Below are 25,868 nucleotides of genomic sequence, written 5' to 3' on the forward strand. Positions count from 1 at the left end.
ATCGATACGCGAAAATTTTAAGCAGCATAAAAAAGAGCAAAGTTTACCGAAACATTGCTAATACCTTATGAGAATAAGGTCAAAAAAGATCTTGTGACTTCAATAACAATTTGAATGACATAAAAACTATAGTTTAAGCATTAGATAGAAAACATACAATGGTAAAAAATATCAACAAATATTACCATCGTTATTCCCATGCTTCCTATAAACATCTCTCATGCCCTGTCATATACAGTCTTTTATCATGATGATATCATTTAAATATCTCAAAGACGTAAAGATCATTGAAAGAAAGCGGATTTAAACTCTCTGTTTTTCGGGAATTTTGTTATGAACAAGCACAATATTTAGCATTGTTTTTTGGAGATCAGTCCTATTTGTAGAACAAGCACAGCTCACTTTACAAAGGTGTTAACCTTTTGCTTTATGAAGAACATCACACAGAAAAAGCAGAAATAGCATATAAATTAAGAAAGTAAACAGCAACACATATCAATTTAATCCAGATGCTTCAATGTTGTAAATGAACGCGCTCCTTTGATGAAACTAAAAAGTATGTCATCACGTTATACATTTAAAGTAACTTATAGAAAAATACTGCAACAAAAAAATGACAAAAGAATTCGAAACAAATAGAGAAATAAATTAAAAGAATGAAAGATCTCTAAACTTTTACGAAGCTATTTATTTCCTATTAAACAATTTCCTATTGGTGGGCCCGGAGGGACTCGAACCCCCAACCAAGCGGTTATGAGCCGCTGGCTCTAACCAATTGAGCTACAGGCCCCACATAGGTGGTCTTTCTCTAAACTAAAATGCTCCACGATACAAGAGCTGACCCAAATTATAACCCATCTTTTTCTCTTTTCTATTGGTTTTTTTTCTAATGCCCTAATTTCTTTACAAGAACTCTCAAAAATGAGAGAATAATGAGGATAAATGTAAAGGAATAGATATGATAAAAAAGGAAACTCAACCGATGAAGAGTTCTTCGGTTAAAATAGCCATATTAGCATTCACACTCTTAGCCGCTTCATTGGTGGGTGTGCGTGCTTATGCTGAAGACAATAAAAAAGATGCAACGATTACAGTGACGGCAACCGGAGAAAGTCAAGCTGCACCGGATATGGCGATTATTAATCTCGCCGTTGTTACTGATGATAAAACGGCTCAAAAAGCATTAGCAGCGAATAATAAATCTATGAATGATATTGTAAATGCCTTTAAAAGCAATGGCATCCAAGCCAATGATTTACAAACATCGGGCTTATCTATTTACCAATCTCATCCCGATAAACATCACGAAAAAAAGAATGATGAAAAACTCTATCATGTTTCCAATTCTTTAACCGTACGCATTCGTGATCTTAGCAACGCTGGTAAAATCTTTGACCAAGCGATGACACTGGGGGTTAATTCGGTGAATGGCATTACTTTTACCAACGCAGATACGAAGCCATTTTATCAAGAAGCACGTAAAAAAGCCATTACTGAAGCCATTGAAAAAGCGCAAACAATAGCACAAGCGGCTGATTTAAAATTAGGGAGAATTATTGAAATTAATGAAAAAGAGGATTACTACCACCCAACACCGCGTCTCATGAGTAGAGCAGCAAGTGCAAGCTACGCAGATACAAATTTTGCAGGGGGTGAATTAAATTATAATGTGACTGTCACTGTCGTCTTTGCGATCGATTAAATCACCAACCATTGTATAAAACACTCATATCACTGGCTTTCACAGAGAAAACCAGTAATATGAGTGAGATAATCTTCTTCAGATGATAATTCATCTTCGTAGATTTCTATATATCCACGTGCAGAAACGTGTGCTTTATGCACCGTCTGATAATCTCCTGATACCAATGGATGCCACCATGGGAGATCTTTTCCTTCATAAATTAACTTATAAGCACAACTTTCTGGAAGCCAACGCACCGTTTTAACAGTTGTAATATCTAAAGATATACAATCTGGTACAATTGATTTACGATGAACATAGTCTCGACATTGGCAAGTTTCCCCATCTAAAAGACGACAAGCAATACTGGTTGCGTACAGATCACCCGTATCATCATCCTCAACTTTATGGAGACAACAACGACCACAACCATCACAAAGGCTCTCCCACTCTGAGAAGGAAAGCTCTTCTAATTTTTTTACTTTCCAAAAAGGAGGTTCTCCACTCATAAACTCAGACACACCTTCTTTAATTAAGACAATCGATAAAAAAAAGAAAAAATTAAAAGTCTAATTTTTACAATTCCATCTATTTCTGTCCCTTAAAAAATTCAACTCAACGCGTACTTCATAGAATTTTCTTAAAATTTATCTGAAAAAAAGGAAATATTCAAAAAATAGCACATATCAATGAACAGAACCTATTTTAAAATTCCTTTGTAAACGGACAAAGAACGAAATCCATCACCTAAAGATGATAGAATAATTCTGCAAAAAATACACCTTTTTCATCAAAAAGACAGTACGCTGCACTATTAAATTTATTCTAGAGATATCCCATCTCTTAAAAACGCATCGCTCTAGCAAAGATAATATTTTATCGTTCATTTCTTGCCCCCCTCTGCTCCATAAACACTCTTTGCCCTATATCTATCTTTTGAGATACAGAAGTACAAAGCCCCAAAGCTACGAAAACGTTAAATACCGTAAACTTTCTAGATTACTCAAAATTTCCCCATATTTTTCTCAAAAAATTATCCAAGGATACGGTAACAAACCCTCCCCTCCTCCATGAAGAAGAAAGAGGGAATGATTAAAATACATCAATTCCTTTATTTAAGAATCGAGAAAACTGCGTAATTTTCGTGAGCGGCTAGGATGCTTTAATTTACGAAGTGCCTTTGCCTCAATCTGACGAATACGTTCTCTTGTAACTGAGAACTGTTGTCCCACTTCTTCCAAGGTGTGATCAGTATTCATCCCTATCCCAAAACGCATCCGCAGAACACGTTCTTCTCGTGGTGTTAATGAAGCAAGAACACGTGTTGTCGTATCACGTAAATTAGCCTGAATAGCCGCATCAATGGGTAATAATGCATTTCTATCCTCAATAAAATCACCCAAATGGGAATCATCTTCATCCCCAACAGGCGTTTCAAGTGAAATCGGTTCTTTTGCAATTTTAAGAACCTTTCTCACTTTTTCTAACGGCATAGAAAGCTTACTAGACAATTCTTCTGGTGTTGGCTCTCGCCCAATTTCATGGAGAATCTGACGGGAGGTACGAACGATTTTATTAATTGTTTCAATCATATGAACAGGGATACGAATAGTGCGTGCCTGATCTGCAATTGAACGCGTAATGGCTTGACGAATCCACCATGTTGCATAAGTTGAAAATTTGTAGCCACGCCGATATTCAAACTTATCCACCGCCTTCATCAAACCGATATTGCCCTCTTGAATAAGGTCAAGAAACTGCAAGCCACGATTAGTGTATTTTTTGGCAATTGAAATAACAAGACGTAAATTAGATTCGACCATCTCTTTTTTCGCAATTGTTGATTCGCGTTCACCTTTCTGCACCTGCATAACAATCCGGCGAAACTCACCAATCGAAATAGCCGTTTCTTGCGCAAGATTTTGTATTTCACTCCGCAATTTTTGAATTTCTTTTGCTTCACGCATTGCAAATTCTTTCCAACCCGGAGCAGGCAAAGTAGCAATATAATTCATCCAATCAGCATCGAGTTCACGTCCTTGATACTCTCTTAAAAAATCGTCATGACCAATGCCATAACTGTTAGCGATTCGTTTGAGCTTACCTTCGTTATGAATCAATCTCTTATTGATGTCATAAAGCTGTTCAACCAAAGCTTCGATACGATTTTGGTTCAAAGAGAGAGATTTTACGGCTTGAATCAACTCACCCTTTAATTGAATATACTTTTTCTTTTGAGAAGCTGTGAGAGCGCCCTCTTTACGCTCTGCCAAACTGCTTTCAACATGTTGATCTTGTAATTTGCGTAATTTTACATAGGTCTGAGCAATAAAATCCAATGTTTCCATAACTTGAGGACAAAGCTCATTTTCCATTGCAGCAAGGGATAAATTAACATCATCCTCGTCTTCTTCATCATCTTCTTCAATGCCCCTTTCTGCTATATTTTCCCCCATATTTCGTATACCAGAAGACATATTTTCTTCTTTTATCTTATCCACTTCACTTCGCTCAATAACAGGGGCCTGCTTTGCTTCTGGGCCAGCATAAGTGGTTTCGAGATCAATAATTTCACGAAGAAGAATACGCTGTTCTTTTAACTCATCACGCCAGATAATCAGGGCCTGAAAAGTCAAAGGACTCTCACAAAGTCCTGCAATCATTGTCTCACGCCCTGCTTCAATACGCTTAGCAATAGCAATTTCACCTTCCCGTGAAAGAAGCTCAACAGCTCCCATCTCACGTAAATACATACGCACCGGATCATCTGTACGATCTGTTACTTCGCGCTTATTCGTTGTCGTTGCAATTGCGTGGCTAGAAGCCTCGACTAAGTCTCCCCCCTCTACCGTAATTTCTTCTTCATAATTTTCAGACTCGACTTCATTCTCATCATCGACAACATTAACCCCCATCTCAGAAAACATCGCCAAAATATCTTCAATTTGTTCGGATGTAACCTCATCGGAAGGAAGAACGGCATTGAGTTCATCCATCGTTACATAACCATTTTTTTTGGCAAGTTTAATCATTTTCTTGATGGCATCATCAGAAAAATCAAGAAGAGGACCATCCAAACTCGCTTGGTTCGTTACTTCCGCATTATCTTTCTGTTTAACCTTTGTTGCCATACCATAAACTCCACTCGATCACCTCATAGGTTCCATGTAATCATAGTTTCCATGTGACCAGCTTTTTTATTCTCACTTAAATCGACCAATAGCTTCTCATATATACTTCCTTTTAAGAGATTACTATTGGAAAGAATACATTTTGTATACACTCTGTCATCCAGACAAAAATGCGGGAAAACTCCAGAAGTTTCCCCGACACCTCTCACCCCTTCTGAGATAATCTCTGCAGCCCATCGTAAGAATCAATTTCCCGCTTTTCCTAAAATTTACCCGCTTTTCCTAAAATTTACCCGCTTTTCCTAAAATTTAATTGTCATCTTTATGAATTAACCATTATCTTTATGAAAATGTCATACCACTAAACTTCCTCAACTAAAATTTAAGTGACTGATTCGCATTAAAAAAGCGAATCATTTTATCGTATCTTGTGTATTCCCGTCTATTTTTTCATCCAACCAACTTCCAAATCCTTCAATTAATGCCTCTGTTGCTTGCATCTGCTCCAGCTCATTTTTTATCTCACGAAGCAGATCAAAAACCTCACTCTTAGGATTTTCTACAAGTTGCTCTTCAATATCCTGTAACCTCTTATGTAGGTGGTGTTCCTGAAGATGCAAGTAGACAGCTTGTTTTAATATAGCACGCGCATCTTCTATGGAAGCCCCTCCAAAGATAATACGCATACCAATATTTTGCACAAGATATTTCATACGTTCTAATAAAGCCTTTTGCCCTCTTTTTTCTAAGAATGCAACCATTGTCTCTTTGTCATGAAGCGGCTGATCCCCAAGAATTTCCAGCATCGTTTGGTGAAAACAGATCAATTGTGTATTTTTTAATTCTAACGCACAGAGAATCTCAAAATTTTCATGCCATAACTCAGGATAGTAAGCTAAAGTGAGTAAAATCACAGCTTCACGCAACGGAATAGCTTGCGAAGAATTTCGTACGATTTCAGAATTTTCTAACAGCGAAAAGGACTGATCTTTAAAGATCCTATTTGGTGAACTCTGTTCATGCCACCCTCGCCTTTTCTTTTTTGAAAAAGTGGGACGAAAAAAATCAAAAAGGCGTTTTTTTACATCTTGCAAATAATAACGACGGACATCCTCATCATTAATCGTAAAAATTTGTTGTTTGAGTTGTTTTTCTAGTGCTGCTCGTTCCTCTGGAGTTTCAAACTGCTTTCCATAAGTAGCACGCCACCATAAAAGCTCACTCAATGGAATTGCTTTTTTCAAAAAAGAAGAAAAAAGGTGTGCACCACCATCACAAACAATTTCATCAGGATCTTTTCCTTGTGGCAACAAAACAAAGCGGACACAAACCCCAACCTTTAAAAGAGGCAATACCCGATCAGCAACGCGAAAAGCCGCCTTTAAACCAGCTTCATCACCATCAAAACACAAAATAGGCTCCTTGCCCATCTGCCATAAAAGCTCAATTTGCGCTTCCGTTAATGCTGTTCCTAAGGGCGCTACGACTCCCTCAAAACCAACTTTAGTCAATGCAATGACATCCATATACCCTTCAACAACAAGAAGTGAATGAATTTTTTCATCGCCAACAAAGCGACTATTTTTGCGCGCTGCTGCCGCGTTATAAAGTATATTTCCTTTATGAAACAGCACTGTTTCAGGGCTATTGAGATATTTTGCTCGTGTTTCTTTCTCTAATGCACGCCCTCCGAAAGCCACCACACGTCCGCGTAAATCTTCAATAGGAAACATAATACGATTTCTAAATCGGTCATAAGAATCCGCACGCTCCTCATGTACTGTGAGAAGTCCACATTCTTCCATTTGCTTGATTGAAATACCACGGGAACTCAAATCTTCTTTCAAAGCTGTACGCCTTACCGGCGCAAAACCAATTCGAAAACGCTCTATAAGTTTTTGTGTAACACCACGTTCCTCCAGATAACGACGTGCCTGTGCACCTCCTTTATCGCGTAAATGATATTGAAAAAAATCTGTCGCAATTTTCATCACATTATAAAGGTCAGCTTTTTCTATTTGACGTTGATGACTTTGAGGATCCTCAATAGGGAGTTTCATTCCTGCAAAATCAGCCAAACGCTCAACACTTTCTGAAAAGTGCAATCCATCCAGCTCGCAAAGGAAGGTAAAAATATCTCCGCTTACCCCACAACCAAAACAATAATAACGCCCTTTATGATCATCACAATGAAAACTGGGCGTTTTCTCACCATGGAATGGACAACAACACCAAAAATCGCCCCGTGAAGGTTTACTTTTTCGCGGATCAAAATTCACCCGTTGGCCAATCACTGTTGAAATTGGGAGTCTGCTACGCAATTCATTAAGGAAATCAGGCGGAAAACGCATTATCTCTCACAGATTTTGAAAATTCTTTTTTGCATATTTAACGACTTTAGAGCATAATTCCAATACTTCCTCTTAAAGCAGTTGTAAAATTTTAAACTCTCGACTGCCTATAGTTTTAGATATGGAGAGTAGAAAAGTGATCGAATTTATTGTTCAATATCCGTGGTTAGAAGCTATTTCTTGGCTTATTATTCTCACTATATTTGCCCTTTTAATCAACTTTGTAGGACGAAAATTACTCATTCACGGAGCAAAAAAACTCTCTTCTTTTCTCCCCAAGAATACAACGACCGATATTCAAAATGTTATTCAATACCTAGCGAATATCATTTCAGCTTTTATTCTTTCAGTCGGTGTTAACTTTATACCAACATTGCCCGATGCATTCAGCACTGTCATCGATAATGTTTCCAATGCTTTCATTATCTTTTTTGTTGTGCTGACAATTTCTTCCTGTCTCAATATCATTAACATTCTTTACGAACAACGTCCAACAGCACGACTAAAACCAATAAAAGGTTATATTCAAATTGCTAAAATTGCACTTTTTGCTATTGCGGCAGTTTTAATGGTCGCCACGTTAATTGACCGCTCCCCTCTTATTCTCTTGTCCGGTCTTGGTGCAATGGCGGCTGTTCTCCTGTTAATTTTTCAAGATACACTTCTTTCTCTTGTTGCCGGTATTCAAATTTCATCCACCGATATGGTTCGAGTTGGTGATTGGATTGAAATTCCCAATCTCGGTGCTGATGGTGATGTTATTGAAATTGCTCTTCATACTGTTAAAGTTCAAAATTTTGACAACACCATCACCTCAGTTCCTATCCGTAAACTTGTAACTGACCCTTTTAAAAATTGGCGTGGAATGCAAGAATCAGGTGGCAGACGCATTAAACGCTCCCTTTTTATTGATCAATCAAGTATCCATTTTCTCACAGAAGAAGAACAAAAGTATCTTTCCCGCTTTAATTTATTAGAAAATTATTTCACACAAAAAATAGCAGAAATCGCTCAATGGAACGCTCAATTAGATAAAAATCATGATGTTTTAGCCAATACGCGCCGTTTAACCAACATTGGTACTTTTCGTGCTTATGTTTTTGCTTATCTACAACAGCATCTCAACATCAACCCCAATATGACCTGTATGGCCCGACAATTACCCCCTACAGAAAATGGTTTACCCTTGGAAATCTATTGCTTTACGAATACCACCGTTTGGATAGAGTATGAACAAATTCAAGGTGATATTTTTGACCATCTTTATTCTATTCTTCCTTTTTTTGGTCTAAAGGTTTTTCAAAATCCAAGCGGTTATGATTTTAATCAAGCATTAAAAGTAAAAAAATAAACTTCAATTTATCAATTTTGAGTTAAGCATATTCATAAACAAAAGAGAAAGAAAAAGTATCATGAATGGTTCATTGGTACTCCTCCATCTTGCTGGCGCTGTTTCTTTACTTCTCTGGGCTACACGCATGGTACGCACAGGAATTGAACGCGCCTATGGTGACAAGCTTAAATATAATATGCGTCACGTCATTTCAAAACCATTGTTTGCTGTAAGTTTTGGGCTTTTTACAGCAATGATTTTACAGAGCTCTACAGCCATAACGCTCCTCGTTGGTTCTTTCGTTGAATCTGGTTTTGTCTCTGGAATAGCAGGACTTATGGCGGTACGTGGAGGAGAACTAGGATCAGCATTGGTTGTTAAAATTCTCACCTACGATCTTACACTTGTTGTACCCCTTTGCCTTTTAATTGGCACTTGTATCTTTATGACAACAGAAAAACGTGAGTGGCGTCAAATAGGACGTATTGTCATCGGCATTGGTCTTTTGATTTTGTCTTTACAAATGATAAGTACCGCAACAGAACCTTTACGGGATAGTGAAATTTTGCCGAGTATCATTCGTTATCTTTCAACCGATCCCGTCTCAACTTTTTTGTTGGCTGCAGCTTTAACCTACTTCTTACATTCATCCATTGCAGGAATCATTTTGCTGGTTAATTTTGCCAACTACGACCTTATCCACACACAACTTTGTGTTGTCATGGTTCTTGGTGTTAACTTTGGTTCTTCTCTGATAGCCCCCCTTTTAACGCGTAACGCTTCGCCGAATACCCGCCTTGTTCCCTTGGGGAATCTACTCATGCGTGGAGCCGGTTCAATCCTTGTGCTGATCTTATTTCTGTCTTTTCAACCACCTATCACATGGCTTGGCAATAACGCTTCTACTCAAGTGATTAATGCCCATATCATTTTTAATGTTTTCATTCTCCTAGCTGGAATACCACTTTCAAAATGGGTTTTAAAATTAACCACTCACATCGTTCATATGAGTACAAAAAAAACGCAAACCGATAAAACGCTTAATTTATCTGATCAAACAGCTCTTGATGATAGCGTTCTTGAACGCCCAGCTTTAGCGCTCTCGAATGTCATGCGTGAAGTTATTCATATTTGTGATCTTGTCGACATCATGCTAGAAAAAATCATGGGACTTTATGAAAATCCTGATCCCAATATTATTTCTGAACTCAATCAACTAAACACCATATTAGACAAAAAACACATCGCTATAAAACTTTATCTTGCACGATTAGCAGGACAAAAATTATCGAATGAAGAGGCTTTTCAAACGCAAGAACTTCTAGATGCCTGTATAAAATTAGACCAAGCAGGCGATATCATTATTCACAATATGCTGATGCTAGTTAAAAAGAAACAACAAAAAGGTCTAAAATTCAGCAGCGAGGGCTGGAATGATCTCCTTCATTTCCATGCCATTGTACTAGCCAACGCGCATATCGCATTTAATGTTCTCGTCTCCCGTGACACACACACTGCACATCTATTGGTCCAAAAAAAGGATCAACTACGAAACTTAGAAAAAGAGATGAGTTTAAAACATTTTAAACGCTTACGTGAGGGAGATCTCAAAAATGTAGAATCATCGAGTCTTCATCTTGATACTGTCCGAGACCTCAAACAAATTAACTCTTTGTTGACCTCAATGATCTACCCTATTTTAGAACAACAGGGACTTCTTCAAAGTTCGCGCCTACGCAATCCTGCTGAAGAATAAACAGAAAAATCTTAAACTTTTAAAATAAATCAAACAAAAAACACATCACATCAATTATTTAATTTTGAACATTTAAATACCTTGCGTAACATATTGATTGAATAAAATACTTTATTATTTGATGATTTAAATGAACTCTCTTCAATAGCATAAATTTCTTTCATTTTTAATTTATTCATAATGAATTTCTCAACACCAACCGCTTGCACTTCTACAAGCGGTTTAGCCATAAAGAATAAAGCTCTTGAAGAAAAAATGGTTTCCCCATCTCAAAGAAAAACTGTGAGCCATACAAAATAACATATTGATTTATAGAGTTAATTTATTTCTTACCTTAAATAAGATTCCCACATATCGTAAGATTCTCTCATTCCAAACCTGTTCCATATTAAATCAATCAAAACCATCTGCTTAGACGATAAGAACGGAGAATCTTGCGTGAAGTGCAACCATACAATTAAATATATGAGGATTTCAAAACACCTCTTATGAACCGTCTTAAAAACCAAGAACTTGTCGCTACATTCGGGGCAAGTGTGTAATGCTGCCAGTTTACTTTTTTATGAAGCCTAAAGACTGAGATGCTCAATGAATTGACGACCCTTCACGGACTCTGTCATAAAATGGGGCTCACAAACGTTGAAAAAGAGATCTATAAGAAGGAAACACCTAAAAGTATGATAACACCAGCCTAAATTTATTTTTTAAGAAGGCTACCACTTCACAGTGCAGAGAAATAAAAAAATATCCGACAAGAAATGCAAAACTCTACCCAATTGCAACATTTATATCAATATTGGTAGAAATTGAACTTATACAGCATTTTATAACACATTAACAAAATAGCTTTAATCTCATTTCAAATAATATTGATATCAATTGGCGAACTTCTAATCTCTAAATATCCATTTGACTGATTGTTTGAGGCACAATTATTTTTTTCAAAGCTTGAGAGAGAATATTCATTTAAAAAAAACTGATAAATATATTTTATACACTCTTAAAATATTTTTATAAGTATTTTCTTTTTTAATTCATATTTTTAAATTAAATAATTTCTTTATAAATTAAAAATTTTTATATATATTCAAGTTTATTATATTTTATACATATAAAAATATGAATATTAATTTAATATACAGGAAGGTAATAAGTAAAATCTCTAACGAAAATATCCTTTCCACTAGATAAAAAAGGAATAAATCTTGATATTTGCAAAGTTTACTCTAGTTACAATCTAAATTCAGGCAAAGGAGAGTATCATGGAAAATGCAAACATCGGTTGGATTGCAGCTATTATTATCGGCGGAATTGCAGGTTGGGCTGCACAGTATATTATGAAAAGCCAAACAGGAATATTGTTAAATATTATCTTAGGGATTATTGGCGCTGCGTTAGCGAGCTTCCTTTTTAGTCTTTTAGGCGTAAGTTTTGCTGGTTGGCTTGGTTATCTTATTTCAGGTTTTATAGGAGCCTGTATTCTTATATGGATAGGACGAAAAATTCGACCATAGGGCATTTATTTATTCAATCACCTTTTGCTGTTCAATAAAACAGCTAGAATATTTTAAAATATTTCCCCATAACGCGTTGATACCATTTGGGGTATGATGATGAGATACTTAAGTGACGATTTCTGGCATATACAGCATACCCCATCAGGCATATTAACGAAAAAGAGTAAAGACTTCTTATAATGCACCCTTCCGGATCTAGGCCTACATATATCAAGAGGGGTGTATGTGCTATTTAAATGGAATACGAATTTTTGTACCGTATTTTAGAGCAAACGCACAAATTCAACTCATCGCACTATCATAGCAATATACAAGGTTACAAAATCAATCATGATGATTAAAGATCCCACCGCGTAATACTTAACGTAATACACTTCATCAACAAGACCATTTTTACTGAAAAAAACTGACGAATTCTTTTGCATTCTTAAAAGATAAAGATAGGAAGTAAGTGCAAAATGATAAAAATATTTTTCTAGTATAAAAAATAAATAATATAAAGTTGATAGATTAAATTTTTATTTTTTATTATTTATAAATTAAATTTATATAAAAAAATTATAAAAGTATTAAATTAGGATACATTACTTTATCATTTATTTTTAACAAAAAATATATTAATAACTATTATTATATTTTAAATCACATATAAATACTGTTAATATAAGATAGTTTTATTATAATAAGTTAAGTATTCTATAAATGAAATACTATAAGATATTTTTTTCAAAATGTACTCCTATAAAATTCTATCTTATAAAAAATACGATTACTTTTTCATCTCAATTCAAAAATTTTGAATATCTCGCTTATCTCAACGATAATAGAAGGTTTTTACTCCTCTCAAAATTTCCCCTTTATATCATCTGACATAGATGAATTCTTGATTCCTTTTTCGTATGCGTTACAAACCAAGTTTAAAGCTGGAAATACCCTATCCATTCTCCTCTTACTATCAAGAAAATTTTATAACGCATTATGGGAAAGCTCTTTAGATAAAGCATAATAGATTATTTTGCTCATTTAATGAAAATAATCCTATAGTCTATCTCCAGCTATCTTCTTTTAAAGATCTTTGCTTTCGATTTTTCCTTTGATATTTTCCTGTTAAAATCTTGCTGCTTTTATATGCCTGTACTACAATAGAACCATCTCTTATACCTTACTCAGTATAACATATGGAATAGAATTTTAGATGTGGAGTAAAACGATGTCTGATCTTGAAGGCTCCATCTTACCACCTCTGAAGTGGCTCTTTAATCAAAACCCTCCCATACCAGAAAACGTTCGCGATTGGCTCATGGAGTCGGGCTCGATGACGCTTCGATTAAAAAAATATTGCACCTGCTTTAGAGTTCAACGACAACGCGAATGTTTTATTACGCAAGACAAATTAAAAGAAGAAGCAGAACATCTCCCCCAAAGTGCACGTTATTGGCTACGCGAAGTTATATTGATGGGAGATAATAAACCTTGGCTCCTCGGACGCACAGTCATTCCACAAGAAACCCTTCTGCACAATCAAGCCTTGATGCATCTAGGGACAACCCCCTTAGGACAGTATTTATTTAATAGTGATAAACTAACCCGCGATTACATTCATATCGGCCAACAAGGCATGCTATGGGCACGCCGTTCCCGTTTTCGGCTAACGGGTAAGCCATTGTTGCTAACCGAGCTGTTTTTAAGAGATTCACCACTGTACTTTCACCATAAATAGAGAATATTTATTTTGCATAGCTTTAAAAAAATTAATCAGATCAAAAAAATTTCAAAATCATTTCAAAACAAATTACAAACAAAGGCTTCTGTTCAAAATATCTCTTTATCTCAGCTTTAAAATATTCCTCATTTAAAAAGCATTTTCAAATTCTGCTTTCCTTATCATAATCATGAAAACCAGTACTTGAATTAAGCAGATACGCTTCACATTGATAAGATCATCTGCATTTAAACTTTTTGTCGAATAATCACCACTCTTAGAGAAAAATGGCAACTCTTTATCAAGAGAGACAACAAGACATGCTTACAAAAAGTTTGAATTTTGTATCATCTAGCTTCTTTTCATCATCCTCTTTTTTATCTTTAACAGTGAAAACAATCAATCTTTTTAAAAGTAAAAAAACTATAATCTTTTTTAATGATATAACAGCCTTGAAGAACAACAAAATACAAGACAGAAAAATATTTATTGCTCTATGAATCTCAAAAAAAAACAGGTTTGTTCATTTCAAAGAATTATTTTTTTAATAAGAGCTTTATGTATAAGACATATACATTGACCAATATCCTATCGACGGACAGAAGCCTCGTACAATAAAAAATATTTCCCAACCCCTTTGAATTGATAAAATCTATTGCAATTTCTTACGAAGACTATTGCACACTTTAGAAAAATTCATTTGCCCCGCATACCGTTCCTTAAGCCACGCTATCACCTTACCGATATCACGTAATTTTTCAGCTTTCGTTTGTGCCAAAGCTTCACAAATAACCTGTTCGACTTCCATCTCCTTAAGCTGATAGGGAAGAAATTCACGAATAACTTCTATTTCTGCTTGTTCTTTCTCCGCTAATTCCAAGCAACCAGACTCTTTATAGACATGCATTAACGCTTCACGCTGTTGAAGCATTTTAGTGAAAACAGACTGAATCTGCTGATCATCTACTTCTCGCTTCCCTTCATCACAATAAAGAATATCACGATCCCTAACCGCAGCATTCATTAAACGAAGTGTAGCAAGACGTATACTGTCTTGCGCTTTCAAAGCAGCCTTAAGAGCTCCATCAATCTGGTCACGCAACATAAATTCATCCAATTTTGTTCAAGCGGGAAATGCTTTTAACCAATCTTTCTCCATCTTGCAATGGAAGATAAAAAAATAATTAAAGTCTCAATCTTAGAAAAGATAAAAACAAGACTTTACCTCTTCATGGAATGTCCTTATACTTTCCACTTTAGGAAAAACATCACCAGAATAATAGATACAGCATCTGTTAGAGGTATGATTTTTGTGTAAAGTTAATCATTATACCTTTCAGAAAATAAATTGTGGATACACACTATGATACAAACAATTTCATCGAGCAGACCTTGGAGTGTCAACAAACCTACAGCCCTCTTAGTTTTAGCTGATGGAACTGTTATTGAAGGCAAAGGAGCCGGTGCGACAGGGATTGCTGAAGCTGAAGTGTGTTTTAATACCGCCATCACAGGCTATGAAGAAATCCTCACAGACCCATCATACACACAACAAATCGTTAATTTTACTTTTCCTCATATCGGAAATGTAGGAGCAAATAGTGAAGATATTGAATCTCTCACGCCTCTCAACTGTCACGGTGCTGTTGGCGCTATTTTTAAAGCAGATATTACACATCCTTCCAATTATCGTGCCAATGAAAACCTTCATCAATGGCTTAAAGCGCGTAAAATTATTGCACTTTGTGGTATTGATACACGCGCACTTACAATTCTTATTCGTGAAAAAGGTGCACAAAATGCTGTCATTGCGCATAATTCTGAGGGAAATTTTGATATTCCCTCTTTAAAAAAACGTGCGCAAAAATGGCACGGTCTCATCAATCTTGACCTTACGAAAGAAGTGACGTCTCAATCATCAATACAATGGGATGAAGAACTATGGTGTTGGAATAAAGGATATGCCACAAACAATGTGCACAATCTTCATATCGTCGCCATTGACTATGGGATTAAACGCAATATTCTTCGCCTTATGGCAACACAAAAAGCACGCATTACTGTTGTGCCTGCCCACACAACAGCAAAAGAAATCTTGGCAATGAACCCTGATGGTGTTTTTCTTTCTAATGGACCAGGAGATCCTGCGGCTACCGCTCAATATGCCATTCCAACAATCAGCACATTAATTGATCATAATTTACCAATTTTTGGAATATGTCTTGGTCATCAACTTCTTGCTCTGACACTTGGCGCAAAAACCGTAAAAATGCACCAAGGACATCATGGTGCAAACCACCCCGTTAAAGACCTTAACAGTGGAAAAGTTGAGATTGTATCGATGAATCACGGTTTTGCTGTAGATGCAACCACTTTACCAAAACATGTTCAAGAAACACATATCTCTCTCTTTGATGGTTCTAACTGTGGGATTCGAGTCATTGGAAAACCAGTTTTTTCTGTTCAATATCACCCCGAAGCTTCTCCTGGACCACAAGATAGTCACTACCTCTTTCAGCATTTTTGTGATCTCATTATGAATTATAAAAAAATATCTTAAGACAAAATGCCGTACCTTTTGGCTTCTCTTCTCTGAATTATATCATTTTCCTCCCCATAATAATAGTATTCCTGACAACTTATGGAATAAGTACTATTATTCGTCATTTCGCAACTTAAATGAGAGTACAAAATACCGTAAAGTTTTCTCACTTTCCTCCTTGTTCGTTCTCTTATGCCCCTCCTTTTGATTATATAATATCAATCAAAACCACCAACTGCCCCCCCCCAAGAAAGATGAGTGAGTTAATATTTTGAGTACCTAACAGAGCTATCGTAAGAAACGTTGGAAACTAGCAAAGTGAATGATGGTACTGCATCTTTTTATAAATAAAGAGAAGTGTGGACTGTGAATCTTATACCATTTCTAGAAACTGTTCCCTTCTATTCTTCATCGAAACGATCACGAAATTGGTATCTCCCCATTGAAAACTATTCCCTCAAAACAAGTGCTTGATTCACGAGATCGTTCTGAGCATTCTACTATGCATCAGAAGCACTATTCCTATTAAAAGACGAAACAAACAAAAAACAAACAAAAGTGTGAAACAAAGCAACAAATCTGTACTCTTTAAAAAATATTAGTGTCAATAATCGTTTTGAAAACGGTATAGCCGAATGAAAAAACAATAGCTGGAAACGGCTTTCCAACTTTACGCCTTTATATTCTTTCCAAGTGGGGTTTTCTTTCAATTTCAGAAAGGATGCAAATAAATAGACACAATATTTGACTTCCAATTTTGGTATCAAAAATCTTAAATCGTTCGTACAATACTGATACATCTGACACTGAAGCATTTTTTCAACATACTGTTCCATGAGCACGAGATGTTGATAAGCAAAAAACACGAGCTTTATGCTGCATAAGAATATCACAAAACAAAAAAATATTCGCAATAAATGAAAATAATTATCGGTATTTTATATGATATTTTATAAAATAAATCACAAAAAAACTTTCTGCTTATCACACAGCATTTTTTGTGCATTCTCTATGCAAAACATCCTTACAAACTCTCTTCAACAAATTAACGTACCCGCAAGGAAAAAATAGCCGTTGCAACGACAAGAAGCAAAAATCCTCCGATAAAAGGAGCACCAGAAAAATAAAACAATGCATTTTTATCTGTAAAACATTCAAAGAGAAACACATAAAAAACAGAACCAAATATTAAACTCAATGAAATAACAGATGTCATCGCTCCTTGTAGTTCTCCTTGTACATTTATCGGCACCTTCGCTGAAGCAATAGAACGGATAGGTGCATGAACAAGATATTCAAGCATTGTACACACAAAAACCATATAAACCATCCACCCCTTTGTTGCGAATGTATAGCCCAGCATAGCAACGGATGCAAACAAAAGCCCCACGATAACGATATGCCAATCACTCCATCGCTTAGAAAAATAAGGCAGAATAAGAGTGACGACAACAAATTGTCCTATCCCAAAAACACTATAGGATAACCCAATGGAAAACGAACTCCAATCATAGCGTTCTTTTGCAATGAATGCCCAAATGCTTAACCATACAGATTCTGCAAACCAATAAAGAAAAAAAACCAATAACACCCAAAGAACCATCGGATATTGCTTCAGTTGCCAAAAAGCACCTAAGGGATTTGCCCGCTTAATATCAAAAAGGCGCCTATTCCATAGAGAAAGAGTTTCTGGAAGCATAACCCAAGAAAAAATAAAATTAATGAGCGAAAAACCAGCAGCAAAATAAAATGGAATACGCGGACCAAACTGCCCTAAAAAACCACCAATAAACGACCCTAAAATAAACCCTAATGCGGATGCAACCCCTAATAGACTAAAATTGCGTGTACGGTTTTTGTCATCCGATATATCTGCAAGATAAGCTGTACAAGTTGCAAAGCTAGCACCACTTATCCCAGACAAAAGACGCCCGATAAATAACATAGAATAGCTCCATGCTATAGCACATATCAGATTATCAAGAGCAAAGCAGATAATAGAAACAAGCAAAATAGGACGGCGACCATAACGATCAGAAAGATTGCCAATAACAGGAGCAAATAAAAACTGCATCACTGAATAAGCAGCAAGTAATTTCCCTCTTTCTACAAAAGATGTACTGACATCTTTTCCAGTTAACTGAGAAAAATATTCAGGCAAAACAGGACAAATAATTGCAATGCCAAGAATATCTAACAATAAAGTGATGAACACTAAAATGAGCCCACGCTGAACAAACTCCGGATTGAGCATCTCATCTTGCATGACATACACACTATTTTACATACACAGTTACGCCCCCGCTCTCTTTTCCTCCCCTTTTTCAAAGTATTCTATACCGTATAATTTTTATAATATAGAATAATAACAAAGTAAAAATTACAAAAAGAGTCAAGATAAAAATATAAAATTATTTTTTACTTTTTATATCGTTATAAAAGTATAAAAAATATTTTTTATATTAAATGACTAAATATTCATGAAACTAAATCAATGAATAAAGTCTCAAGGAATATAGAATATTCCAATAATTTTAGAAACATTATGATTAATTTTATCAGACATTATTTCCCCTTCTCATACCTCTACTTTTAAAAATATCAAATCTATTAGATACATAAGATTCCCTATAGTAATTGAAATCTTTAAAAGGATAAACTCTTAAAAAAATTTATCTTCAGGATATACGATGAGGTTAAAAAAGCATTATCAAAATAGCTTAACACTGTAAAAAACTGATCATATTTATTGAGGCAATCAATGATTATATGTTATCATTGAATTCGCTAATGATCTAATCTAATAAGCATGAGAAAACACTACTTTTAGTGAGAGTTGTCCATAAGCTGTTAAATGCAAAAACGATGTATAAAATGCGAAAAATACCCCTATTCATTCTCACTTTAATGTTAGTGACAGGATGTGATGTTCAAAATTCTGATTCACAAGAGGATGTTTTAAAAAATAAAATAGAAACACAACAAACAACCAACGTAGAGCTAGATCCCTATACTTTAAATAAATTAAATGTTCTTCTTAAAAAACGTTCAGAAACACATGATCACGAAAAAGGACCTCTGATTGACTTTCTTTCTGAAGCTTTTTTAGGGACACCTTACCAAGCAAATATGTTACAGGGCTCAGAAAAGACACCAGAAAAACTCATCATTGATTTTAGGGGCTTAGATTGCTTCACTTATCTGGATTACGTTGAAGCATTGCGCAAATCAACATCCCCAAAAGAATTCATAAATAACGTCATAAAAACGCGTTACATTAAGGGTAATATTCATTTTTTAAATCGAAAACATTTTTTTACCGACTGGGCTTATAGAGAATATAAACTCGCCGCTGATATTACTGCTGAAATAAGTCCTCATGCAGTCAGCATAGAAAAATATCTCAATAAAAAAGCTGATAATGGAAACTATCTTCCTGGACTTCCAGTTGTGAAACGCACAATAACGTATATTCCAAGCAACTTTATTAATGAAGAGGTTCTAAGCCATTTAAAATCAGGAGATTTCATTGGCATTTATACAAAACTTGCTGGATTGGATGTAACGCATGTGGGCTTCTTTATCATGACAGATAAAGGACCAATGTTACGCAATGCTTCTTCACGAAAAGAAAATGAAAAAGTCGTCGATTCCCCTTTTATGGATTATGTTGCCAAAACACCAGGAATTATTGTTTTAAGAGCCCTTGAATAACATTGAAGAACATCATAGCAATATGAGATGAGATAACTTTTTTATTCTTAATAGATAGACTGAAGTTACTCAGATAAACATCAACTTCCTATAAGCTACACGGATAAAATCATCTTTGGAGAAATGACAGTTATAATGACCTTTACCAACTGAAAGCTGAAGATAAGCCAAACTCGGTTGTCGTATTACGCTTTTTTTTTCATATTCTCGACCCAAGAGTTATCTATAGACGACTACCACTCTAAATTTATGAATATAAAAAACATATATTTTTTTTGTAAGAAATAAGTGAAACCAGATATGTTATAATTATTGTTTCACAAAGTATTTTATATAAAATTATAGTTAAGCTTCATTCTCCCTTGCTCTCAAAAACAAGAGATCTATTCTCAACAGCCCCATAAACAGTCCATCCTCTTAAGCCAATTTCAGCAACTAACCATTTCATATGATTCAATTAAACGCCACCAGCAAACCTCACTGCTCAATATTGACCGCACCCTCTAAAAACACTTAAGAGATCAAATTTTATAGGTCTTATCTCACCACACCTTAAATAACAGTGTATGACAACAGAATAAATTTTGCCTTAGAGTACTCAGTTTAACCTTCTCCTCTACTGATGCAAAAATAAAATCAACGAAAGAGCATCATTGTATTTCCAAGAGATATGAGCTGCCACACCGTAAAAAATGAATGTTCGTAAAATGACAGTCAATTTGAAAAAAATTTTTTATATAACTTTTTATATAAAAGGTATCATCGTTGTACCGGGAGGCAATTTAGCCTCATCTTCAGGTTCGACATGAATAGAAATACGCACATTATCAAATTCTTTTTGAAGAACAGCTTCAATTCTATCACAAATTTTATGGGCTTCTCCAACCTGCATAATAGCTGGAACAACCAAATGAAACTCTATAAAAGTAACCCTACCAGCAACACGCGTCCGTAAATCATGAATCTCAAGTGCACCATCTGCATTCGCAGAAATCAACTCCCGAATCCGCATGGTTTCATTCAATTCAACGCCAACATCCATTAATCCTTGAACAGCATTCCTAATCACCTTCCAGCCCTGTAAGAGAATATTAACAGCAACAATTATCGCTAAAATAGGATCTAAAACGCCCCATCCCCCTATAAAACCAGCAATCAAACCAATTAAAATTGCAAGCGACGTGAAAACATCTGTTATGAAATGCACGCCATCAGCTTTAAGAGCCGGTGAGCGATGACGTTTTCCCTGCCCAATAAGAACCATTCCCCACATGCAATTTATAACAGTTGCAACAAGATGAATAACAAGCCATATTCCAGGTTTCTGCAATAATTTAACAGTAGAAAGCGCTATCCATGCTTCTCTTAAAATAACGATTGCTGCAATAATAATGAGAATTCCTTCAAGAATCGCAGAAAAATATTCCGCTTTATGATGTCCAAAAGGATGATCATGATCGGCTGGCTTCATACTCACTTTAACAGCCCACCATGCTGCCAAAGATGCAAGAATATTGACAATTGATTCCAACGCATCAGAATAAAGAGCAACCGACCCTGTAATGTGATATGCCCAATATTTCAAAGCAAAAACAATACACGCAATAAAAATAGAGTATAAAGTTAAGCTTTGTATATTCACATTCATGAATCCTATCCTTTTCTTCACAAAACAAGGAATAATCTATTCAATCCTATAATGACATTTTTGGCATATCAGCAATATTTTCTCAATATTACAGAAGCTTCATCACACACTAAACGTCTCAATTCACCATTGTTATCGCAAAAACTGCTCAGTTACACGGACATCAATAATAAAGGATGAAGAAAACAAACCATCAACAAACAGCTTTCCCAAGAGTAGTCAAACACATCCCCTGCATTAAACATTTTCTGAATAACATAAAACCATCTCACGTCTCATGAACGAAAAGCTTGCCTTTGCTCAAATGTATTATAATCATGCGTTATTTTTACATCTTATGACGTGCATTATTACCCATCTATAAACATCTTTGCGCTTTAGAAAAAATGACTGAGCACTTTCCTGTATCCTCACAGCTTAAGGAAATTTCAAAATATAATTGCTAAAAAACTGAGAAAAAAATGACTCCCAAAAAAAGAATCTGGGCATTGGGGACCCAGATTCTTTTCCCTTATAAATTAAGGGTATACAGAACTTGGGAAATAGCGGGGACCCAAGACACTGCACCCGATACGAAAACAACACCTAATTATCCCGCATCAGTATTTTCACAATACACCCATCAGTATATGTTGTCAACACAAATTCTACTATAAGTTTAAAATAATGTTTTTTTATTTCTCTTTTTTAAAAATAAAGCAACTTCTAACATCTGGAAATTGAAAGCAAAAAGCATTAAAAACCTCGCATGCATTTGAATATCACAACAATCAACGAAATAAATGACCCACGTCTGAGAGACTATCATAATATCCGTGAAAAAGATTTCGTTGGACGACAACAGCAATTTATTGCTGAAGGTAAAATAACCTTGACCGCATTATTGCATTCGAAAGAATTTTCTACTCTCTCGCTGCTTATCGTAGCAAAACGCCTCCCTGGACTTCTACCGCTTTTAGAAAAAACACAGCCTCAATGTCCCATTTATTGTGTTCCACAAGAAGTCATGGATGATATCACCGGTTTCCATGTTCATCGTGGTGTTCTGGGGATCGGTAAACGCAATACGCTCCCATCATTAGAAAGTTTTTTACAAAATCTTCCGGAAAAAGCTTTGATTCTGGTTTTATGTGGTATTTCGAATCACGATAATATGGGATCAATTTTTCGTAATGCAGCAGCCTTTGCCAGTCACGGCATTATTGTTGACAAAACCTCATGCGATCCACTTTATCGCAAATCAATTAGAGTTTCTGCCGGCGCAGCTCTAAAAGTACCCTACACGCAACACGCTGATATAAATGACATTATAGCTGCTCTACACGATGAAAATTTTCATCTTTATGCACTCTCGCCTTCTGCCTCATCTACGCTCAAGCAAGCGAACAAAACCAAAAGAATGGCACTTATTCTTGGAACAGAAGGTGATGGCTTACCACTCCATATACTACAACAATCAAAAGCCTTACGAATTCCCATGACTGACGGCTTTGACAGCCTCAATGTTGCCACAGCTTCAGGGATCGCTCTCGCCCATTTTACCGACTTTGACCATTCAAGGTAATAATACTTTAAATTGTCACAAACTTCCGATGATGTTTGTTTTTTACCAACCCCAAAGGCTGCTATACCCTAGCATTTTAGAGCATTCGTAAAAGACATTTTTTCCCCACCACCATCTCCTGGTAGTGTGCAAAAACATAGTTTTAATGGATTTATCATAAAATAAATCTGCAATGAGAAAATCTTACGGAAATCTCTCATTCAAGTTGAATGATAAAAAATTATCATTATAAATTGATTCACTTTCTTTTTATGAAGCCGTTGTTTTAAATTGAGAGGAAACAGAATCTTTTGTTTCAAGATTGCATAAAACACGCTTCAACATCATTTCAATGTCAGCTGCTCGTTCTGAATGCGTTACAAATCCGCCCCCCAGAATACGCGCTTCATGTCCATTTCCATCATAAAGAACACAAGCTTGCCCTGGTGCCACGCCATTTTCTCGTTCCAATAGATCAACGGAAAAAACACCTTCTTTATAATGCAAGCGTGCAAGATGGGGAGGACGCGTTGAACGCACCTTCACAGCCACTTCAATACCTTGAGAAGGAAAATTATCCAACGCCTCATCACCAAGCCAATTCACATCACGTAAAAAAAGCTTATGCGTTTCTAACATTTCACGCGGTCCAACAATAACACGCGCATTCTCCACATCGAGATAAACCACATAAAGCGCTTCACCCGTTGACACCCCAATACCACGACGTTGACCAACGGTATAATTAACAATTCCCGAATGTTTACCTAAAATCTTTCCATCGATATGGACAATAAAGCCAGGATTAGCAGCTTCTGGACGCAGTTTTGCGATAACATCTGAATATTTTCCTTGTGGAACAAAACAAATATCCTGACTATCATGCTTATTGGCAACCACAAAACCCATTTCTGCAGCTATTTCACGAACGCGCGCTTTCGGAAGGTCGCCAAGTGGAAAACGCAAATAATCAATCTGTTCTTGTGTTGTTGCAAAGAGAAAATAACTCTGATCACGATCGTTATCGAGAGGACGAAAGAGTGCTCGATGTGCCCCATGAGAACGCGAACGAATATAATGTCCCGTTGCCAAAGCATCTGCCCCCAATTCGCGTGCTGTTGCTAATAAATCAGCAAACTTAACCGTCTGATTGCACGCAATACACGGCACTGGAGTTTCTCCATGAGCATAGCTTTCTGCAAAAGGATCAATAACAGCCTCGCGAAAGCGTTTTTCATAATCAAGAACATAATGCGGTATTCCCAACGTTTCTGCAACACGGCGCGCATCTTCAATATCTTGTCCTGCACAACACGCCCCCACCCGATGCGTTGCAGCCCCATGATCATAAAGCTGCAATGTAATGCCAATGACATTATACCCTTCCCTTTTCAAAAGGCCTGCAACAACCGATGAATCAACTCCCCCCGACATTGCAACAACAATGCGAGAATCCTCAGGTTGTCCTGGTAAATCAAGACTATTCAAAAACATGTACTCATTCTCTATTTAGTGCTCTCTTAATGGATACCCATATGTTAACATTCTAATGCGCGTTTCTTCACCACTTTTATACTATTGATTGTCCTTATATTGTTTTTTTATCCTTTCCACAACTAGAGCATCACTTTCTTAAAAGCAGCTGTAAATAAAAAAGAGTGATAGAAATAAGGCACAATGGTAATCGTTTAAGAAAACTTTTTTCTCTTTTTTCAAATCTAGCAAAATAAAATCTGGTAAAATATTGCAAGAGGTGCTTCTAAACAGTTTGCTCGGGCCTCTTTTACATGCTCAATAACTTTATTAATTTTTCCTTTCAGCACGTTTAGCTCTTTTTTAAATTTCATGCTCTATAAACGAATCAAATCCTTGACTAAAGGTAGAGGATACGAATGACCAATTGGATAAAAACACAAATGAAATATGTTATTGGGCCAGATGGAAGTCCACTTACAATTGCTGACCTACCGCCAAAAACAACACGGCGCTGGGTGATACGTCGCAAAGCTGAAGTTGTTGCGGCTGTCAGAGGTGGATTGTTAAGTCTTGACGAGGCATGTCAACGTTATACTTTAACTGTGGAGGAATTTCTTTCATGGCAGAGTTTGATCGATGAACACGGCTTAGCGGGCTTACGAACGACCAAGATTCAACACTACAGGCATTAAGTTGCCAGTGATCATGATTTGGTAACATAAAACACTTTATAAAAACAGCTAAACTTGATAAAAGTTTAGCTGTTTTTATATTATTTTCAAAAGATAAATCTGAAAGAATTGATTTGAATTTTCAATAATTTTTTTGATCACCCAGTCATTGAATTAGATTGAATCAAGATATCTTCATCATCTGCGGTAGTCCTTTTGTCTCGTGCTTCCAAAAGCTGTGCATGTTGCAGTTCTGTATTAGCTTCATGAAGAGCAATTTCAGCATTTGTTTTTTGAAGCTGTAAATCACGAATGGAATCGAGGAGATTATCGCGTCTTTGCCGAGCTGCACGTGCAAAAGCAGAATAAGCAAAATGGTGAACATCGTTGTTTCCAGATTTACGTTCTTCATGAGAAATTTGTGTTTCCAGCTCTAACACCATTCGTTCAAATTCTGCAATCATCATCTCAAGCTGTGCAATTTCGCGGCGCTTTCCGCGCACTTGAAACATCCTCAATCGCACCATATTTTCCCGTGGCTTCATACTCACTACTCCTTGATTGTGCCAACTCAAAACGCGCATTCATACTCAATTCATATCGTTTTAGTTATATATCTAGCCGAAAAAAACAGTCCTTAATTAAGACCATAACTTCACCCTTCCTTAAAGCATTTGCAAACACAACCTTCTTTAAAGAGCCATAACTATTTCTTTATTTTTCCCTCCCACTATAAAACGAGGAGGTTTAAAGCTCGGTAAATAAACACTAAAATTGTAAAAAAGTAATTTATAAGGCTT

General features: G+C 36.0%; 18 protein-coding genes and 1 tRNA gene. 9 read left to right on the forward strand and 10 right to left on the reverse strand.

The genetic code is table 11. The features are described from left to right. Nucleotides 1-713: 713 nt before the first annotated feature. A tRNA-Ile gene (locus B5V81_RS04175) sits at nucleotides 714-790 on the reverse strand. 168 nt (nucleotides 791-958) lie between these two features. On the opposite strand from B5V81_RS04175, the gene B5V81_RS04180 reads away from it, so the two are divergent. Further along, the gene (locus tag B5V81_RS04180) at nucleotides 959-1,702 is read left to right on the forward strand and encodes an SIMPL domain-containing protein (protein ID WP_212112252.1); all 744 of its coding nucleotides are present in this window, start codon (nucleotides 959-961) and stop codon (nucleotides 1,700-1,702) included. Between the two features lie 29 nt (nucleotides 1,703-1,731). On the opposite strand, the gene B5V81_RS04185 is transcribed toward B5V81_RS04180, so the two are convergent. The 3 genes from B5V81_RS04185 to dnaG form a co-directional block, all read right to left on the reverse strand. After that, nucleotides 1,732-2,193: a YcgN family cysteine cluster protein gene (locus B5V81_RS04185; RefSeq protein WP_212112253.1), complete on the reverse strand. Its 462-nt coding sequence runs from the start codon at nucleotides 2,191-2,193 to the stop codon at nucleotides 1,732-1,734. A 606-nt stretch (nucleotides 2,194-2,799) separates the two neighbouring features. After that, nucleotides 2,800-4,815, reverse strand: a complete 2,016-nt coding sequence (gene rpoD / locus B5V81_RS04190; protein ID WP_212112254.1) for an RNA polymerase sigma factor RpoD — start codon at nucleotides 4,813-4,815, stop codon at nucleotides 2,800-2,802. Nucleotides 4,816-5,228: 413 nt separating this feature from the next. Further along, a complete protein-coding gene (gene dnaG, locus B5V81_RS04195; RefSeq protein WP_212112255.1) occupies nucleotides 5,229-7,166 on the reverse strand; it encodes a DNA primase in 1,938 nt (645 codons plus the stop codon). Nucleotides 7,167-7,302: 136 nt separating this feature from the next. Between dnaG and B5V81_RS04200 the strand changes: the two genes are divergently transcribed. Both B5V81_RS04200 and B5V81_RS04205 read left to right on the forward strand, forming a co-directional pair. After that, nucleotides 7,303-8,517 (forward strand): mechanosensitive ion channel family protein, encoded by a 1,215-nt coding sequence (locus tag B5V81_RS04200; RefSeq protein WP_212112256.1) that lies wholly within the window; start codon nucleotides 7,303-7,305, stop codon nucleotides 8,515-8,517. Nucleotides 8,518-8,578: 61 nt separating this feature from the next. Further along, complete coding sequence (locus B5V81_RS04205) at nucleotides 8,579-10,255, forward strand: Na/Pi cotransporter family protein (RefSeq protein WP_212112257.1); 1,677 nt, start codon at nucleotides 8,579-8,581, stop codon at nucleotides 10,253-10,255. 50 nt (nucleotides 10,256-10,305) lie between these two features. Here B5V81_RS04205 and B5V81_RS04210 read toward each other — a convergent pair whose 3' ends face one another. Then, nucleotides 10,306-10,485, reverse strand: coding sequence for a hypothetical protein (locus B5V81_RS04210; RefSeq protein WP_212112258.1), 180 nt, complete (start codon nucleotides 10,483-10,485; stop codon nucleotides 10,306-10,308). A gap of 1,032 nt (nucleotides 10,486-11,517) precedes the next feature. On the opposite strand from B5V81_RS04210, the gene B5V81_RS04215 reads away from it, so the two are divergent. Next, nucleotides 11,518-11,769, forward strand: a complete 252-nt coding sequence (locus B5V81_RS04215; RefSeq protein WP_212112259.1) for a GlsB/YeaQ/YmgE family stress response membrane protein — start codon at nucleotides 11,518-11,520, stop codon at nucleotides 11,767-11,769. A 1,213-nt stretch (nucleotides 11,770-12,982) separates the two neighbouring features. Then, complete coding sequence (gene ubiC, locus B5V81_RS04220; RefSeq protein WP_212112260.1) at nucleotides 12,983-13,492, forward strand: chorismate lyase; 510 nt, start codon at nucleotides 12,983-12,985, stop codon at nucleotides 13,490-13,492. A 634-nt stretch (nucleotides 13,493-14,126) separates the two neighbouring features. On the opposite strand, the gene B5V81_RS04225 is transcribed toward ubiC, so the two are convergent. Next, nucleotides 14,127-14,579 (reverse strand): GatB/YqeY domain-containing protein, encoded by a 453-nt coding sequence (locus tag B5V81_RS04225; protein ID WP_212112261.1) that lies wholly within the window; start codon nucleotides 14,577-14,579, stop codon nucleotides 14,127-14,129. 258 nt (nucleotides 14,580-14,837) lie between these two features. On the opposite strand from B5V81_RS04225, the gene carA reads away from it, so the two are divergent. Continuing rightward, a complete protein-coding gene (gene carA, locus B5V81_RS04230; RefSeq protein WP_212112262.1) occupies nucleotides 14,838-16,034 on the forward strand; it encodes a glutamine-hydrolyzing carbamoyl-phosphate synthase small subunit in 1,197 nt (398 codons plus the stop codon). Between the two features lie 1,027 nt (nucleotides 16,035-17,061). Here the strand turns inward: carA and B5V81_RS04235 are convergent. Further along, a complete protein-coding gene (locus B5V81_RS04235) occupies nucleotides 17,062-18,282 on the reverse strand; it encodes an MFS transporter (protein WP_212112263.1) in 1,221 nt (406 codons plus the stop codon). Nucleotides 18,283-18,890: 608 nt separating this feature from the next. On the opposite strand from B5V81_RS04235, the gene B5V81_RS04240 reads away from it, so the two are divergent. Then, entirely contained in the window at nucleotides 18,891-19,730 is an 840-nt protein-coding gene (locus B5V81_RS04240) for a DUF1460 domain-containing protein (RefSeq protein ID WP_212112264.1), read from the forward strand. Nucleotides 19,731-20,475: 745 nt separating this feature from the next. Here B5V81_RS04240 and B5V81_RS04245 read toward each other — a convergent pair. Next, entirely contained in the window at nucleotides 20,476-21,378 is a 903-nt protein-coding gene (locus tag B5V81_RS04245) for a cation diffusion facilitator family transporter (RefSeq protein ID WP_212112265.1), read from the reverse strand. Between the two features lie 748 nt (nucleotides 21,379-22,126). On the opposite strand from B5V81_RS04245, the gene B5V81_RS04250 reads away from it, so the two are divergent. Further along, nucleotides 22,127-22,942, forward strand: coding sequence for a TrmH family RNA methyltransferase (locus tag B5V81_RS04250; protein ID WP_212112266.1), 816 nt, complete (start codon nucleotides 22,127-22,129; stop codon nucleotides 22,940-22,942). 249 nt (nucleotides 22,943-23,191) lie between these two features. On the opposite strand, the gene mnmA is transcribed toward B5V81_RS04250, so the two are convergent. Then, entirely contained in the window at nucleotides 23,192-24,415 is a 1,224-nt protein-coding gene (gene mnmA / locus B5V81_RS04255) for a tRNA 2-thiouridine(34) synthase MnmA (RefSeq protein WP_212112267.1), read from the reverse strand. Between the two features lie 398 nt (nucleotides 24,416-24,813). On the opposite strand from mnmA, the gene sciP reads away from it, so the two are divergent. Beyond that, nucleotides 24,814-25,089: a CtrA inhibitor SciP gene (gene sciP / locus B5V81_RS04260; protein WP_212112268.1), complete on the forward strand. Its 276-nt coding sequence runs from the start codon at nucleotides 24,814-24,816 to the stop codon at nucleotides 25,087-25,089. A 137-nt stretch (nucleotides 25,090-25,226) separates the two neighbouring features. Here the strand turns inward: sciP and B5V81_RS04265 are convergent, their stop codons facing one another. Next, the gene (locus B5V81_RS04265) at nucleotides 25,227-25,613 is read right to left on the reverse strand and encodes a flagellar export protein FliJ (protein WP_212112269.1); all 387 of its coding nucleotides are present in this window, start codon (nucleotides 25,611-25,613) and stop codon (nucleotides 25,227-25,229) included. Nucleotides 25,614-25,868: the final 255 nt, after the last annotated feature.

Origin of the sequence: Bartonella queenslandensis (assembly GCF_018155095.1) — a bacterium.
Classification (GTDB): domain Bacteria; phylum Pseudomonadota; class Alphaproteobacteria; order Rhizobiales; family Rhizobiaceae; genus Bartonella; species Bartonella queenslandensis_B.

Coding starts and splice junctions, on each gene's coding strand:
- B5V81_RS04225 (WP_212112261.1), bottom strand. CDS start 14,579: ATGTTGCGTGACCAGATTGATGGAGCTCTTAAGGCTGCTTTGAAAGCG.
- B5V81_RS04240 (WP_212112264.1), top strand. CDS start 18,891: ATGCGAAAAATACCCCTATTCATTCTCACTTTAATGTTAGTGACAGGA.
- B5V81_RS04180 (WP_212112252.1), top strand. CDS start 959: ATGATAAAAAAGGAAACTCAACCGATGAAGAGTTCTTCGGTTAAAATA.
- B5V81_RS04250 (WP_212112266.1), top strand. CDS start 22,127: ATGCATTTGAATATCACAACAATCAACGAAATAAATGACCCACGTCTG.
- B5V81_RS04215 (WP_212112259.1), top strand. CDS start 11,518: ATGGAAAATGCAAACATCGGTTGGATTGCAGCTATTATTATCGGCGGA.
- carA (WP_212112262.1), top strand. CDS start 14,838: ATGATACAAACAATTTCATCGAGCAGACCTTGGAGTGTCAACAAACCT.
- sciP (WP_212112268.1), top strand. CDS start 24,814: ATGACCAATTGGATAAAAACACAAATGAAATATGTTATTGGGCCAGAT.
- B5V81_RS04235 (WP_212112263.1), bottom strand. CDS start 18,282: ATGCAAGATGAGATGCTCAATCCGGAGTTTGTTCAGCGTGGGCTCATT.
- mnmA (WP_212112267.1), bottom strand. CDS start 24,415: ATGTTTTTGAATAGTCTTGATTTACCAGGACAACCTGAGGATTCTCGC.
- B5V81_RS04245 (WP_212112265.1), bottom strand. CDS start 21,378: ATGAATGTGAATATACAAAGCTTAACTTTATACTCTATTTTTATTGCG.
- B5V81_RS04185 (WP_212112253.1), bottom strand. CDS start 2,193: ATGAGTGGAGAACCTCCTTTTTGGAAAGTAAAAAAATTAGAAGAGCTT.
- B5V81_RS04210 (WP_212112258.1), bottom strand. CDS start 10,485: ATGGCTAAACCGCTTGTAGAAGTGCAAGCGGTTGGTGTTGAGAAATTC.
- ubiC (WP_212112260.1), top strand. CDS start 12,983: ATGTCTGATCTTGAAGGCTCCATCTTACCACCTCTGAAGTGGCTCTTT.
- B5V81_RS04265 (WP_212112269.1), bottom strand. CDS start 25,613: ATGAAGCCACGGGAAAATATGGTGCGATTGAGGATGTTTCAAGTGCGC.
- rpoD (WP_212112254.1), bottom strand. CDS start 4,815: ATGGCAACAAAGGTTAAACAGAAAGATAATGCGGAAGTAACGAACCAA.
- B5V81_RS04205 (WP_212112257.1), top strand. CDS start 8,579: ATGAATGGTTCATTGGTACTCCTCCATCTTGCTGGCGCTGTTTCTTTA.
- dnaG (WP_212112255.1), bottom strand. CDS start 7,166: ATGCGTTTTCCGCCTGATTTCCTTAATGAATTGCGTAGCAGACTCCCA.